Raw genomic sequence first — 14,719 nt, forward strand, 5'->3', positions numbered from 1 at the left:
CGACCGGTTGCCCCGGGCAGGGGTCAAGGCGCTCGGCGGCTGGTGGAACCGGCAGTTCGTCCCGGAGCTCAACCCGGTCGGCGCGGACCGCGCACCGGTGGCTCGCGAGGCCCGATTCGTCGGCTCGGTCAAGTGGCTGGGCACCCCCTTCGATGCCCACGGCCCGTGCGCATTCTTACGCCGCGCCGCCTCCGCGTACCAGGCTTCGATCCCACCCGCACCGGCCTCGCCACCGCCCCCCTCTCCGGCACCGCCACGGATCTGGACACCGCCCCGCTCGACCTGCTGTGGACCCCGGACGACATCCTCGCCGGCTGGCGAGGCTGACCTGCCCGCCGGGCCAGCGACACAAAAACGGCCCGAGTATCCGCGATGAGAGCGTGCAATCGCTTGGCCGAACGGCGGCGGAGGATCAGCGGGTGACATCAGCTGTCGGCGTGGTCGGTGAGTGCCTCGGCGCAGACCTTGTGGGAGGGCTTGCCTTGGTCGTCGAGCAGGTGGGTGGGGCGACGGCAGTGTCTGCAGGGCTGGGACTCGAAGGACCAGTGCTCATCCGAGTGCCAGTCCAGTATCCGTGCGGTGGCACCGGTCACCGACTGCTCGGTGGATCCGTTAGGGGCGGGCGGGTGCGTGAGGGCGCGGTTGGGCCGGCACGTCGGTGGTCGTCGGCTCGCACGGGACGGTGCGGGGCCTGTCTGCGGAGCGGGTGGGAGGGTGCTGTCGTCGTGGGTGAGGTCGTTGAGCCGGTCCCGGTCGGCCCGGGTGACCCAGAAGCGGTGGGTGCGGGAGCCGGTCTTGTGCTGAACGGGGACGACGAGGCTGGCGGCTGTTTTGCGGACGAGGTCGTCGAAGAGGATGTCGCGGGGTTTGGGCGTGACGTGGATCTTGCCGCAGCGGCTGGAGGTGTGGGGGCAGCGGTAGAGGGCGCGGGTGTCGCAGCGCCAGAAGTCCAGGGCGCGGAAGCCGGAGACGACGCGCAGGTCGCCGTTCTTTGCGATGACGCGGGCGGGCAGGCGGTCGCTGCGGGTCCAGTGGGTGTCGTGGCGGTGGGCGTAGTCGGCGCGGTCGGTGTGCCAGGCGGGGGTGATGCCGTGGCGGGCGGCGCGGGCGGCGCGGGCCCGGACGCTGCGTGGGCCGTGGGCGCCGGCTGCCGACAACTGCACTTCCCAGCCGATGCGTAGGCCGCCTTCGCCGCACACGAGGGTGTCGGTCTGGATCCAGCTGCGCCGTCCGGTGCGGGTGCGGACCTCGCAGTCGGCGCGGAACCCGCCGGTCTCGGCGGCCCGTACGATGCGCTCCTGGTAGGCCCGGTGTTCTGGGGTCATGGCCGGGGCGTGGCGCTGTTCGTCCTCCGCGTGTTCGTGGACCGCTTCGCGTCGGCCGTCGGCGCGCTGGCGCAAGTACATCCAGGCGGTGATGCCGGCCTCTTGGCAGACGCCTGCGCACTGCAGGTCCCGGGCACTGACAGGGATGTTCCGCGCGGCATACAGGCGGTCGGTGTCGTAGACGATGCTCCACAGGTTCGGCAGGTTGGGGTGGCCGAGGTCCTCAAGGGTCAGATCGAGGTAGATGCCGAGCTTGGTGTGCCACACCAGATTCGCCACGTGCCCTCCCCCTTTTCAAGGCAGCTTGTCCTTCACGGTAAGGGAAGGCAGTGGCAGTGCGGCAGACCGCACGACGAAATGGGTGCGCGCAGAGGGTAGTTGGCCGGTGAACTCCTCCGGGGCTGGGCGGGCGAACGCCTCCGGGGCTGGGCAGAGAACTTCAGTTGTGCCCGCAGGGGTGAGCCGGAGGCCTCGGTCATGCCGTCGAGGCAGAGGCCCCGGCGCGCGGCGGGGCGTCGCCCTGCGCCGTGGGCGAGGTGCGGCCCCGCCCACCCGACTCCAGGCGCGCCGGGCCGGCCCTTCCTGGGCGAGCGGGAGCAGACCGGCGAAGCCGAGCCCGGGGCCCGGGCGGCGGCCACGAGCACCTCGGAGGAGGCCTCCTCGCGTCCACGCTCCACGCCTTCTACGGCACGGTGACCGGTGCCGCCTTCCCCTCTTGCTCCGCTTCACGACTCCCCGGACAGGCCATGGGACCTGCCCGACGACCGCGGGCCTGATCCGTAGACGACCATTCCTGGCGACGCGGGGTCGGGGCCTACTCGGGCGAATTCCGCGATGAGGATGGAGATTCGCAGAGCAGCACTGACATCGCAATAATATCCGATTAGTCTGAGTCATAGCCGATTTGGCAGTTTCTTATCTTTTGCGATGTCTGGGCGGTCCCTGATGGTGATACCTGCACCGGTGGCGACATGCCAACGGTGGAGGCGAACCGCAAGAGACAGGAAGCCCTTCACATGGCTCCGATCCCTGTAAAGCCGGGTATCTACAAGATCCACGCCCACCTCATCGGCCCGACCTCCCTGGTAACAGCCACCGAGTACGCCACGAAGAACGGCGCCCCGGTCATCACCGACCGGCTGAACCCCCTGCCCATCGAGCAGGAATGGATCATCGAACCCACTGAGCCCGGGCCGGGGGCACCGTATGTGATCCACCTCGCCTATCACGAGGGAGCTGGACTCGTGACCCCCGAGGACAGGCTCTGGGTCAACAGCGTTCCGCGCGCCGAATGGGCACAGTTCACGTTCGAAAGGGTCATCGGCGGGGTCAAGATCCTTTCGGGTAACGGGCTCGCCCTACGCTCCGGACACCGCGGCGCACAGATCGAACTCGTCACACCCACACCCGAGTTCCAAGAGACGTGGACCCTGGAATTCGTCAAGCCACTCGACGAGGAGTAGCAAGCAGCCCATGGGCGACCCGGAACAGGCAGCCGGGTCGCCCCCTGGGACGTCTCACCAGCAGCGACACCGGCAAGTGCATCCGGTGCAACAACCCTCCACGACCCACCGGACAGGCCCTAGGAGTGCTGCCCTGTTGCAGCGTCTTCTCCTGGGTGCCGCAGGCGTCGAACGGGTCCGGGGCCCCCTGCCGAGAGTGCCCGGGTGGTCCTGCGGCGCATGCAGGTGGACGGCGCTGCGCCCGCACCGAATGACTCACCTGGCTTACGTCCGTCGTCGGTCACATGTGTTCGTCTCCTTCCGCTGCCTTCCCGTCCCGTAAGCCTCCGTCAGTTGACGGATGTAACGGAGGGCGGACACCCGTACGTTGGCACCGCCGCAGCGGGCCACAGCCGTGAGACAGAGTGCTCCCTCGTCTCCTTCTCGGAACAGGTGGGGGAAGAGGGTGCTGCGTTGCTGCGGCGCAAGGGGCCGGTCGTCGAACCGGTCTCACAGGCAAGAACTGCCGAAGGAGAACAGACCAACCATGATCACCGAGTCGACCCCTCACCGGCCAGTGCGGCGGACGTTGGCCGCATTCGCCGCGGTCGCCTTCGCCACGCTCGCCACGTCGGTGTCTCCGCTGACGACCGGAACGGCCCATGCGGACACCTCCGCCTTGGCGGGCCTGTCCCTGTCACCGCGGTTGCCCCAGGCTGACGGCCTCGCGCCGTCCCTGGATCTGGCGAAGGACTCGCCCGACTACGGGACCGAAATCGTCGTCAACAAGACGCCGATGGCGAACTGGAGCATCCTGCCCAACGGTGACGGGAGCTTCCTGATCCGTAACGACAAGACGCAGAAGTGCCTCGACTTCAACACCGACAACAACCATCTCGTCGAGCCGGTGTACTGCGACCAGACCAACACCAAGCAGAACTGGTATCTGCAGCCCTCGGGCGGTGGCGGCGGCTACTACCTGATCCGGAACGTCAACACCAACCAGTGCATGGACGTGTTCGGGGGAAGCGGCAACGACGGCGCGACGGTCGGCCTCTACAACTGCAACGGCAAAAACAACCAGGAGTGGATCATCGGGCCGACGCCCAGCCCCGGGTACACGGGCCCCACCCTGTCGGATCTGGCCACCGCGTACGCCCTCAAGCAGTGCAGCAACAGTTCCAGCGTCATCAAGGCCTGTGACTACGCGGTCACCGGCGACAGCGTGGCGTCCGTGGGGAACCTCCAGCGGGTCAGCTCCAACGTGTGGAACAACAGCACCGATCCGGCGGACCGGACCATCACCTGGACGCAGACCTCGTCCGAGACCAACACGGTGGGCAGTTCCATCACCGTCACCAGCGAGGTCGGGGTCAACATCGAAGTCGTCTCGGCCAAGGTCAGCAGCGCGATCAGCGCACGCTACGAGCACTCCTGGACCCAGACCAACACCGTGAGCGACGCCAACAAGATATCCGTGAAGCCGAACAACTACAGCTGGGCGATGCGAGGCCAGCTGATGAAGACGGTGACGGGCAGGTGGACGTTCACCAACGACCTGGGTGACAAGTGGTCCGGCGACGGCACCGCCACGCTCCCGGCCGTCGACGGCACCGACGATCTCAGCAGCAACCTGGTGCTGTGCACGAGCGACAGCCTCGCCAAGGAGTGCGTCGACAACCGGTGACCGGCGCACCGCACGCCACCTCGTGAGCTGACGGCACACCGCCGTCGGACGGTTCCCCGGCCTCCGCGAACGGAGCCGGGGAACAACGTGTCGTCCCGCGGCCCCTACGCCCGGTGCCGGCGGGTCACCTCCGCGGCGATCTCGACCCGCGAGGTCATCGCCAGCTTTCTGAGGATGCTGGAGACGTGGGTGCTGACGGTGCTTCGGGCGATGGACAGCCGAGTCGCGATCTCGGGGTTGGAACACCCTTCGGCGACATGCTCCGCGACCAGGCGTTCCGTATGGGTGAGTGCCTGCCAGCCGTCGCGGGCGCCGGTTCGGGCCCGGTGTGAGCCGCGGCGGACGGCGACCGCCCGCAGCCGGGATGTCGCCTGTGCCGCGTCCCAGGCCGCGCCGAGCTGCGTGAACGTCTCCAGCGCCTGGTCGAGCAGGACGCGGGCGTCGTCCAGGCGCCCTCGGCGGGCCAAGGCTTCGGCCGCATCAGTACAGGCGTGTGCCGCGTTGAGCGGCCGCGGTGCGTTGCGGTAGCAGCGGACCGCCTCCAGGAGCAGATCGGGGTCCGAGCTGAGCAGACCTTCGCAGCGGTAGGCGTCGCCGAGGTGGTAGAGGCCGCCGCTGTCCTCGGCCCGTCGCTGCGCTGCGGCGGCGTAGTGCCGTGCGCTGTCGTGATCCCCCTGGGCCAGGGCGAGTCGGACCAGGTCGGGGGTCAGGAAGCCCAGGATCAGCTGGCCCGGCAGATGGCCGACGCCCTCGTCGAAGGCCTCGGCGAGCCGGGAGTACGCGCGTCGGTCGTCGCCCCGCGCCTCGTCCAGCAGGGCGGCCGCGCACATCGGCAGATACTCGTAGAAGGCGGCGACCGTCGCGTTGTCGAGCTCGGGCAGCACGGCCGTGAGGTGTGCTTCGGCAAGGGGGTGCCGGCCTCTGTGTGCCGCGATCACCGCCGCCATCGCCCGTAGCGTCCGGCTCATCGCGGTCTGGTCTCCGCAGTCGAGACCGGATTCGATCTCCGCCAACGCGTCGTCCCAGCGTCCCGTGTGGAACGCGAGGAGCGCGCAGGAAAGGTGGTACCAGGGCAGGAACACCCCGCCGATGTGCTCCGCCGGTCTTCGTACGGCGGCGAGGGTCCGCTGGGCTTCGGCCCCGAGGTCGAGGTCGATATAGCAGTTGACCAGGGAGAGTTGCAGCCCGAGCCACTGCGCGGGGTGCATCGTGTCGGGGGTGATGCGCGAGGCCTGCCGCGCCAGTTCGACCGCTTCGGCGTCGGGTGTTTCGATGAAGCGCTTGGCGGCCAGTACGTGCAGGGTGCTGGCCAGGGCGGAGCTGTCGTCGGCCTCGTCGGCGGCGGACCGGGCACGTGAGGCGACCGCGCCGGCCTCGGTGAGGTCGCCCAGCGCGAAGAGGCACACCGCGCTGAACGCCTGGAGCCGGACCCGCTCGATCGCGGGTACTCCCGGGCTCCGGCATCCGGCGCGCGCCTCCGCCAGCGCCAGGTCGGGTCGGCCGCGGGCGAACGCGGCCTGTATGACGATCCAGCGCAGTACGGATGCCAGCCCGGCGTCTGGTGCTTTGGCCAGAGCGGAGCGGGCGCTCTCCTCCGCTTCCGCGAGGTGGCCGCAGGAGAGCTGTGCGACGGCGTGGTGCAGACGGAGGTTGCCGTACCCGGCGTCCGTGGGGTCGCCGATTTCCAACGCCGTGGTGAGGAGCCGCAGGGCCATGGCAGGGGCCCGCGTGGTGAGCCGGGCCGCGGCTCCTTCCAGCCAGGTGATCAGGAAATCCGGGCTCGGCACTGCGTTGAGCAGGTGCTCGGCAACGCGTTCCGGAGCCGCGCCGGCCTCGGCGAGCCGCTGCGCCGCTTGCATGTGCAGCATGGCCCGGACCGACCCCGGCACGGCGTCGTACAGCGCGTCCCGGATGAGCTCGTGCCGGAAGCGCAGGCATTGGCCGGTGTCCCTGAGGATTCCGGACGCCTCGGCCTCCGCCATGGCGGTCAGCAGGTCGCGTAGCGGGATGTCCATGACCGCGGCGAGTTCGACGGTGGTGCAGCCGGCGCCCAGCACGGAGACGATGCGCAGCATCTGCAGCACGTCCTCGCGCAGGTAGCGGAGCCGGTGCCCCACCAGCGCAGTCAGCGGCGGCAGCGCACAGCCCGCGGCGATCTCCGCGGTGGCCCCGCCGGTCCCGATGGCGTGCTCGCGCTGCAGCGCGGCGATCAGCTCCGTGAGGTACAGCGGGTTTCCACCGGCCCCCTCGGCCATCCGTCGCAGTCGCGGGCCGGCCTCCCGGCCGCACAGGTCTGCCAGCAGGGCCGTCACGGCCTGGGTGTCCAGTGGTGCCAGTTCCAGCAGGGTGCGGTTGCCGGCGATCGGGCTCCGAGACAGATGGGCGACGTCCCCCGCTCCGGGCACGGGCCGGTGGGCGCCGACCACCAGGAGCGGCAACTGATGCACCGAGCGCACCAGCTTGTGCAGCACGGCCAGGCTCGCCGGATCGGCCCACTGCAGATCGTCGAGGAACAGGGCCAACGGCCCCTGCGCGCAGAGGTCTTCGACGAGCCCGACCATCGCCTCGATCGTCGCGGCATCCGCACCCTCGACCTCGCTCCTGGCGCCCGCGACACCGTAGCGAGCGTCGCCGCGCAGGACCTCGGCGACCTGCGCCCGCCGGTCGTCCGACGGGGACTCTTCCAGCCTCAAGCAGCTGGAGATGACGGCGAACGGGCAAGGCTGCGCCAGGTGCTGGGCGCTCGCGGAGAGCACCTGTATCCCCCTGCGCCGGGCGTCCGCCATGGCCTGCTCCAGCACCGCGGTCTTCCCGAGACCGGTCTCCCCCACCACGAAGGCGGCCTGTCCCACGCCGGCGACTGTGGACTCCGCCAACCGGGACAGCTCCGCCAGCTCGGCCGCCCGACCCAGAAGACGACCTTCGAATGAAACCATTCGCTCCCCCGCGCGCCATGCAATGACATGGATTTAATAGCACACGGCTTGGATATGCCTAGTGATGGACCATCCCTTGGACAGATTGACGGTGCCTGCGTGCCGGCCTCACCGTCCCCGCCAGGAGGAGTGTGCGCGCATCGAGACGCCGGCGAGGGTCAGGGCGGGGGCATGGGGTAACGGGTGACGACCAGCCCCTCGGACCAGGACGAGCTGGGCCTCCAGGCTCCAGATGCTCGTGCCCACCTTCAGCAGAGCAGGCACCAACTACGAGCGCAGCCGTGAGGTCGTCACCAACTACATCGAGGTGGCCGAAGCCATTTCCGTCATCGGCCTCATTGTCGACGGCCTGGAAGGCAGCAACGCCATCGTCCACGCCGACTTGCGGCGAGGCACTGTACGTCGCAATGCAGCCTTGGCAATGGTGCGCCCCACAGGCGACCGGAACGAGCGGGTCCGCCTCACCGCGACCGACGGCGGGTTCGTCCTCCTCACCGGCGACTTCGAACGGAGCGAAGCCGCGTCATCCGATACCCGCACCGCCTTCACGGCCCCCTACGGTCCCCTCGCAACGGCACGGATCCGCTTGTCCTGCCGTACGGCGGGCCTGCGCGCGCAAGAGGACACGGAGCCGGAACCCGGCCCCTTCTTCGCCCTCTGCCTGGGCAAGGTCCACGGTTGGAGTCCCACGGAAGCAGTCCTGGACGTCCGTCCCCTGGCCATCTTCAGCTGACCGAGAACCACCACCCGCCTGGGAACGGGCCGAAGAGGAAGTGCACGGTGCCGAACCTGCCCTGCCCGGGACTCCCGTGATCACTCACAGCCCTCACCAACTGAAACTCCTTGCCCGGTGCGTTCTTTCGCAGGGGGCGTCGGCCTCGGGGAGGCCGCTGCCCGGCGTGGGCAGCGGCGAGGCGAGGGAGTCAGCAGTCGGGGAGCAGCGGCGGGGTGGCGGCACAGTTGGCCGGCGAGTTGTTGGTAACCGGGCTCACGAGCAGCAAGACGCTGCCGGCGTTCTTGTAGATGCCGCCGCCGGCGACGGTGGCGATGTTGTCGTGGACGGTACTGGCGCTGACCACCAGCGAGTTGTCACTGTAGATCCCGCCGCCGTACGAGGCCGCGCTGTCGCGAATGGAGCTGGCGGTCAGGTTCACGACGCCCCCGAGGTTGGCGATCGCGCCGCCCACACCGAGGCCGGCGTTGCCGCGGGTGAGGGTCAGCGTGTTGAGGCTGAGCTGGCCGTGGGCGGCCGGGTCGTGCGACGGACCGTCGACCTCGAAGATCCGGAACGGGGCAGCTCCCGGCGCACGGACGATCTCCGTGACCAGCCCGGTCATGGAGATCGGAGTGGTGATGTTCGGAACTCCGGCCGGTCCCCCGGCGCCGCCCGCACTGTGCGCGCTGGTGAGGGTGTAGGTGCAGAACGGCGCCAGGTTCAAGCTGCCGCCACCTGCGGCGTTGGCCTCGTTGACCGCGTCGACCAGAGCCTTCTCGCTGCAGGCGACGACCGTCGAATCCGCTGCCTGCGTAGGCGGGGCGTTGACCGCGCACAGCGTCAGTGCACTGGCCACGGTCAACAGTCGGAGCATACGGATGGCTCGCACAGCGCCTCCTGGGACGTATGTCTGAGCCACCCGCACGGGCCGAGGTCTCCGAACGAGACCTGGCAGCTGATGTCCCCTCCGACAAGGCGCTGCAGTGCGCCGTGAACCGAGGCCCCTCGGGGACCGGCGGCCGCACTTCACTCCCTGACGGAGGGATGGGCAGCCCACCTGGTCGGACACCGGAAGTAACTCATCCGGGCGATACGGCCAGCAAGGAATAGGGCCGACGGTCACCCTTTCGGCGGAGCGTGCACGGCGTTCACCACGCCCACCGCCCGGCCCCGCCGCCTATGACGGCCGGTCACGGAACCCGTCCCCGGCGGCATGGACGGGTGGGAGTGGCTGGCGGCCCGGGCTTCCCTCTTGGCGTCGCTGCGTCCGGCAACCGGTGGCGAGGCCTCGACGATCAGGTGTAGACGAAGGCCCCGGGGGCGGTGACGGTGCCGCCCGTCGTCGTCACGAGGACGTCCGCCGGGCCCGGGGCGGTCGCGGGGGGTGTGACGGCGGCGATCCTGGTGTTGGAGATGACCCCGAAGGCCGCCGCGACGCCGCCGATCGTCACCGACTGGGTGGACGCGAGCTCGGTGCCCACGATCAGGACCGGGATGCCGCCCGCCGTCGAGCCGGTGGAGGGGGTCACGGAGGTGATCCCGGGCGGCCCCACGTAGGTGTAAGTGGACCTCCCATAGGAGTTGCTCCGCGTGACCACGGTGACCAACACCGGGCCGGCGGTGTCCGCGGGCGGGGCCGTGACGGTGACCCGGTCGTCCAGGATGGACGACGGGGTGACGGCCACGTCGCCGAAGCGCACCGACGTGGTGGTGATCAGGCCCCGGCCGGTCACGGTCAGGGTGTTCCCCCCGCTCAGCGGGCCCGATGCCGGGCTGATCCTCATCAGCACCGAGTCCGGGAGGTAGTAGAAGCGGCCGACGGTCCGGGGGGTGTTCTGTCCGAGGGTTGCGTCGATCTTGACGTCGGTGATGAGGCGCGGCGAGACGGCCAGGATCTCCTCGTCGTTGAGTACCGTGAACGAGGCGGCCGGTGCGCATCCGAAGTGCACGGCGGTGGTGTTGCCCGGTCCTTCCCCGATGATTTTCACCGCTGTCCCACCCGACAGGGCCCCCACGTCGGGGTGCGCACCGGACGGCGTGGGCAGCACGCCCACCGTCTCGTTGCCGTTGTTGACCACGTAGACCTCACGGCCGTCCGGCGCGACCACCAGCCAGGCCGGCGCGTGGAAGCCCGGCACCGTATCGATGATCTCGTGGTGGACGAGGTCGAGGACGGAGAGGCTGTCATCGCCGTCGCGCGCGATGTACGCCAGCAGTCCGTCGGGGCTGATCGCCACGCCGAAGGGGATGGGCAGCCCGGAAACCGTCTGGTGTGCGTGGCCGTGTCGATGATGACCAGTCTGTTGCCGCCGTACTCCGTCACATAGACGCGCTGCCCGTCGGGCGAAACCGCCACCCCCCGCGGGAAGACCAACCCGGGGAGGGTCGCGTTGACCGTGTTGGTGGCGGTGTCGATAACCGTGACCGCGTTCGAGCCCTCCTCGGTGACGTAGACCTCCGTCCCGTCGGGTGTGACCGCCAGATTGCGCGGCCCGGTGCCCACCGGGACCGAAGCGATGAGGGTCTGGGCGCCCGTGCTGATCACATCCACCCGGTTCCCGCCCTGGCTGGCCACGTAGAGCCGGGAGCCGTCGGGTGACACTGCCAGGCCGAGGGGCTTGTTCAGCCCCGGGATGCTGGCGGTGACGGTCCTGGCGGCGGTGTCGATGACCGCCACACTGTCGGTCCCGAAGCAGGCCACGTAGGCGCGCAGCCCGTCCGGGGTGATCACGATCCCCCACGGCCCGCTGGTCACAGCGATGGTGGTGATAACGCTCCGGGTGGTGGTGTCGATGACGCTGACGCTGCTGCTCCCGAAGTTGGTCACATAGACGTACCGGCCGTCCGGGGTGATCGCCGCCATGATGGGGGCGTGCCCCACGGGGATCTGTTCCACCAGCGACAGTTCTTTTGTGTTCATGACACCATTCACCTTGGAGTGTCGTCGGCATGGGCGGGTGACGGAAGCCCCCGCCGGAGCGCCTTGGGGTGACGGCTGCCACTGAGGGGCGCCAGCGCGGTCGTGCGGCGCTCTGTGCGGTGAGGAAGAGCGTGAAGACCTCTACGCCAGGGGCTCAACACCTGGCAGGCAGGTCATTCGACGTGACGCGCATGGGCGCCGGGCTCTGCGGCGCGACCGTCATGCTCACTTCGAGTTGAGTAAAGCAGTGGCGTGGTAGGCGCGACAGGTGCAACCGAAGCACTCAGGTGTTGGTGCGAAAATCCACTTAAGAGCCCAGAAGGGGATGCCGTGCACCGGGGTGCGCCTGCCGTCGGCGCCCGCGCGATCCGCCCCCTCCGCTCCACCGCGCCCCGCTGGACGCCGAGGCGCACCGGCCGGACACTCACCTCCGACCCCTGACGGGGCTCCGACGCTGGGCGCGGAGTCGGCCCTCGTGGGGCGGCGGACGCCGGGAGCCAAGGCGCCTTGGGCCGGCCGGAGGAGCCGCCTTGCGGCCGTCGACCGGAGCAGGGGCCGGCCGAGCGTGGGCTGTCCGCCGATCTCTTGAACCGACCCTGTCGGCTGGATCGCAAAACACACGCAGGGGCGCGCAACAGCGCACGAAGCCGAGGAAGGCACTCTTAGCCTACGGTCATACAAAGCCCTCAGTGCGCCAGTTTCACCTGTCGCCCTCTTCACCCCATGGCTTTAATCAAGGCAAGCGAGATTGACGGCGCCCCGTGATGTGGCGCCGCTTCGCTGCGCAAGGACGACCCGCCCCCGGGCGCCGGCCCCGAGGCAACGGATCTCCCCATGCCTTCCGCCCCACTGCCCACTGGGACCTCCCTTGCGGTTGCGGGCCGCGTCAGCCATCCGCCTGCTCGTGCAACCCAGCAGAGCGGCACGTTCGAAGGAGAAAGACCATGGCAACCATCACCTCGTTAGTGGACACGACCACCACCACCAACCAGGGCAAGCCCGGGGACACCGTCCAGATCAACGGAACCGGTCTCTCCGCCACCACGCGGGTGAACTTCGGTGCGGCAGTGGTCGCCCCGACAGGCGTCACCGCCACCCAGGTCACCTTCGTGATCCCCAGCGCGGCGCCCTGCTCCGGCCAGGTCTCGGTCAGCGTCACCAGCAGTGCCGGCGCCACCAGCAACGCGCTGCCGTTCTTCGTCGCCGCCACGCCGACCACCACGGGACTGAGCGTCACCTGTGTGTCTGCCGCCACGGGTGGGCCCGTGACACTGTTCGGCACCAACTTCCTCACCGGATCGCAGGTCGGGGTGGGCACCGTCGGCAACGTAGCGGTCTCCCCCACCCAGTCGAGCCAGGTCACCTTCACCGCACCGGCCAACCCGGGCCAGGTCGGTACGGTATCGACCCAGCCGGTGACCATCACCACCGCCGGCGGTACCAGCACCTCGGGCACCACCCTGATCGACTACTACCTCGCGCCGACCATCACGTCGGTGCTCCCCACCTCGGGTACGGCGGGGGACCAGATCACCATCAACGGAACCGGCTTCATCGGCGTCGACACCGTCACCTTCACCGACAGCGCCGCCGCCACCGCCACCGCCCTCTTCACCCCCGTCAGCGACACCCAACTCGTCGCCACCGTGCCCGGCGGACTCGCCACCGGCGCCGGGACCATCACGGTCCACACCTGCGGCGGCAACTCCAACGCCCAGGCCTTCACGATCACCTGACCCTCGGGGACTACCGGGCTCCCGCAGCACGACCACCACGTCGCCGCCCGCCCCGCAGCGCCGCGCGCTGACGGTTGGCCACCCGAGCCGCGCCCTGGCCGACAACTGCCGGCCAGGGCGCGGTCCTCTCAGGCTTACGAGAAGGAGAAGAGCATCATGGCCCCCGTAGTGACCAGCGTCAGCCCCAGCCAAGGGCCCCCAGCGGGAGGCACCAGCGTCACCCTCACCGGCTCCGGCTTCACCGGCGCCACTTTGGTCAGGTTCGGCCCCACCGGCACCAACTTCGTCATCGTGAGCGACAGCCAGATCACGGCCAAGACCCCCGCAGGAACCGGCACGGTCCAGGTCACCGTCACGGCGCCGACAGGAACCAGCACCCAGAACGTGCTCTTCACCTACGCCGCAGTCCCCTCCCTCAGCAGTCTCAGCCCTGCCTCGGGCCCCGCCTCGGGCGGCAACACGGTGACCCTCAACGGCACCAATCTTTCCGGGGCCATGGCGGTGTTCTTCGGTTCCAGCCCCGCGACCATCCTCACCAACACCGCGACGCAGATCACGGTCGTTGCGCCGGCCGGACCGCCCTCTTCCGTCGGTGTCACGGTCATCACGGCCGGCGGGATCAGCAACGCCCTCAGCTACACCTACGTCGCCGCTGCGACGCCGGTTCTCAGCAGCCTCAGTCCCACATCAGGCCCCACCTCAGGCGGCAACACGGTGACCCTCAACGGCACGAACCTCACCGGCGCCACGGCAGTGTTCTTCGGTCCCAACCCCGCGACCATCCTCACCAACACCGGCACCCAGATCACCGTCAGCGCACCGGCCGGACCGCCCTCCTCGGTCACCGTCACCGTCACCACCCCCAGCGGCACCAGCAACCCCCTCACCTATACCTACGTCGCTGCTGCGACGCCGGTCCTCAGCAGCCTCAGTCCCACATCGGGCCCCACCTCAGGCGGTAATACGGTGACCCTCAACGGCACCAACCTCACCGGGGCCACCTCGGTGAAGTTCGGCACGAACCCGGCCACCATCCTCACCAACACCGGCACTCAGATCACCGTCAGCGCACCGGCCGGGCCGCCCTCCTCGGTCAACGTCACGGTCACCACGGCCGGCGGCACCAGCAACCCGCTGCCTTACTTCTACATCGCCGCGCCCATCGTGAACGATCTGTCCACGCATCTCGGCCCGGCCACCGGAGGCAATACCGTCACCGTCTTCGGCAGCAATCTGACGCTGACCAGCGCCGTGAACTTCGGGGGGAATCCGGCCACCGGCATCACCGTGGTCTCCGACAACCAGTTGACCGTGACCGCTCCGGCCGGATCCGGCACCGTCGCCGTCACCGTCACGACACCGGGCGGGACCAGCACGACGGCCACCGGGAACCCCTACTACACGTACCTCGCAGCGCCCGTCCTGACCAGCCTCACCCCCTCCCACGGCTCTGACCTCGGAGGCGACGCGATCGTGCTGGGCGGCAGCAACCTCACCTACACCGACGCGGTGACCTTCGGCGGCGTACCCGCCACGTTCGCGGCGATCTCCGACACCCAGGTCGTCGCCACCAGTCCGGGCGGAGCGCCCGGCACGGTGAATGTCGTGGCGCACACCCCGGCCGGGAACAGCAACGCCCAGCCGTACGTCTACGACCCGTCCTGAGCCACCGCGAGCTTGTTCCTTCGGTTCCGCAAGCAGCAACTCCCTTCCTTCCTCCGACAGTTCGTGGTTCCGCGCCAGCCGCGGGCCGGTCGTGGGCCGGTGTCTGCCGGACATCGGGAAGTCGGGCGCCCCGCCCGCCCGATGGCCGGTACGACGCATCGGACGTCGACGCCTGCAGACCCTCGACGGTGAGTTGGGGGGTGCCTGACCTGCCCTCAGCAGACTGCGGCCCAGGCCCGCTTCGGTCTCACGTCACATGTGATCCGTAACCCTGCACGACCGAGCGATGTAGG

At 69.4% G+C, this 14,719-nt stretch carries 10 protein-coding genes and 1 pseudogene; 6 read left to right on the forward strand and 5 right to left on the reverse strand.

What is annotated here, in order from left to right:
- Positions 1–165: 165 nt before the first annotated feature.
- Entirely contained in the window at positions 166–327 is a 162-nt protein-coding gene (locus tag AB0G35_RS31160; RefSeq protein WP_360956388.1) for a hypothetical protein, read from the forward strand.
- A gap of 98 nt (positions 328–425) precedes the next feature.
- On the opposite strand, the gene AB0G35_RS31165 is transcribed toward AB0G35_RS31160, so the two are convergent.
- On the reverse strand, positions 426–1,604 hold the full coding sequence (locus tag AB0G35_RS31165; protein WP_360956390.1) for a hypothetical protein: 1,179 nt from the start codon (positions 1,602–1,604) through the stop codon (positions 426–428).
- A gap of 737 nt (positions 1,605–2,341) precedes the next feature.
- Between AB0G35_RS31165 and AB0G35_RS31170 the strand changes: the two genes are divergently transcribed.
- Together AB0G35_RS31170 and AB0G35_RS31175 are read left to right on the forward strand one after the other, a co-directional pair.
- A complete protein-coding gene (locus tag AB0G35_RS31170) occupies positions 2,342–2,788 on the forward strand; it encodes a hypothetical protein (protein WP_360956392.1) in 447 nt (148 codons plus the stop codon).
- A gap of 526 nt (positions 2,789–3,314) precedes the next feature.
- The gene (locus AB0G35_RS31175) at positions 3,315–4,454 is read left to right on the forward strand and encodes an RICIN domain-containing protein (protein ID WP_360956394.1); all 1,140 of its coding nucleotides are present in this window, start codon (positions 3,315–3,317) and stop codon (positions 4,452–4,454) included.
- Positions 4,455–4,558: 104 nt separating this feature from the next.
- On the opposite strand, the gene AB0G35_RS31180 is transcribed toward AB0G35_RS31175, so the two are convergent.
- Positions 4,559–7,390: an AAA family ATPase gene (locus tag AB0G35_RS31180; protein ID WP_360956396.1), complete on the reverse strand. Its 2,832-nt coding sequence runs from the start codon at positions 7,388–7,390 to the stop codon at positions 4,559–4,561.
- Between the two features lie 232 nt (positions 7,391–7,622).
- On the opposite strand from AB0G35_RS31180, the gene AB0G35_RS31185 reads away from it, so the two are divergent.
- On the forward strand, positions 7,623–8,123 hold the full coding sequence (locus AB0G35_RS31185; protein ID WP_360956398.1) for a hypothetical protein: 501 nt from the start codon (positions 7,623–7,625) through the stop codon (positions 8,121–8,123).
- A 190-nt stretch (positions 8,124–8,313) separates the two neighbouring features.
- On the opposite strand, the gene AB0G35_RS31190 is transcribed toward AB0G35_RS31185, so the two are convergent.
- The 3 genes and pseudogenes from AB0G35_RS31190 to AB0G35_RS31200 all read right to left on the reverse strand — a co-directional run.
- Entirely contained in the window at positions 8,314–8,961 is a 648-nt protein-coding gene (locus AB0G35_RS31190; protein ID WP_360956448.1) for a hypothetical protein, read from the reverse strand.
- 439 nt (positions 8,962–9,400) lie between these two features.
- Positions 9,401–10,342, reverse strand: coding sequence for an IPT/TIG domain-containing protein (locus AB0G35_RS31195; protein ID WP_360956400.1), 942 nt, complete (start codon positions 10,340–10,342; stop codon positions 9,401–9,403).
- A 56-nt stretch (positions 10,343–10,398) separates the two neighbouring features.
- A pseudogene (locus AB0G35_RS31200) lies at positions 10,399–11,025 on the reverse strand (beta-propeller fold lactonase family protein); the annotation flags it as partial.
- 944 nt (positions 11,026–11,969) lie between these two features.
- Between AB0G35_RS31200 and AB0G35_RS31205 the strand changes: the two are divergent.
- Positions 11,970–12,761, forward strand: coding sequence for an IPT/TIG domain-containing protein (locus AB0G35_RS31205; protein ID WP_360956402.1), 792 nt, complete (start codon positions 11,970–11,972; stop codon positions 12,759–12,761).
- A 156-nt stretch (positions 12,762–12,917) separates the two neighbouring features.
- On the forward strand, positions 12,918–14,426 hold the full coding sequence (locus AB0G35_RS31210) for an IPT/TIG domain-containing protein (protein WP_360956404.1): 1,509 nt from the start codon (positions 12,918–12,920) through the stop codon (positions 14,424–14,426).
- The last annotated feature ends 293 nt before the right edge of the window (positions 14,427–14,719 follow it).

The organism is Streptomyces sp. NPDC021749, assembly GCF_040640655.1.
Taxonomy (GTDB): domain Bacteria; phylum Actinomycetota; class Actinomycetes; order Streptomycetales; family Streptomycetaceae; genus Streptomyces.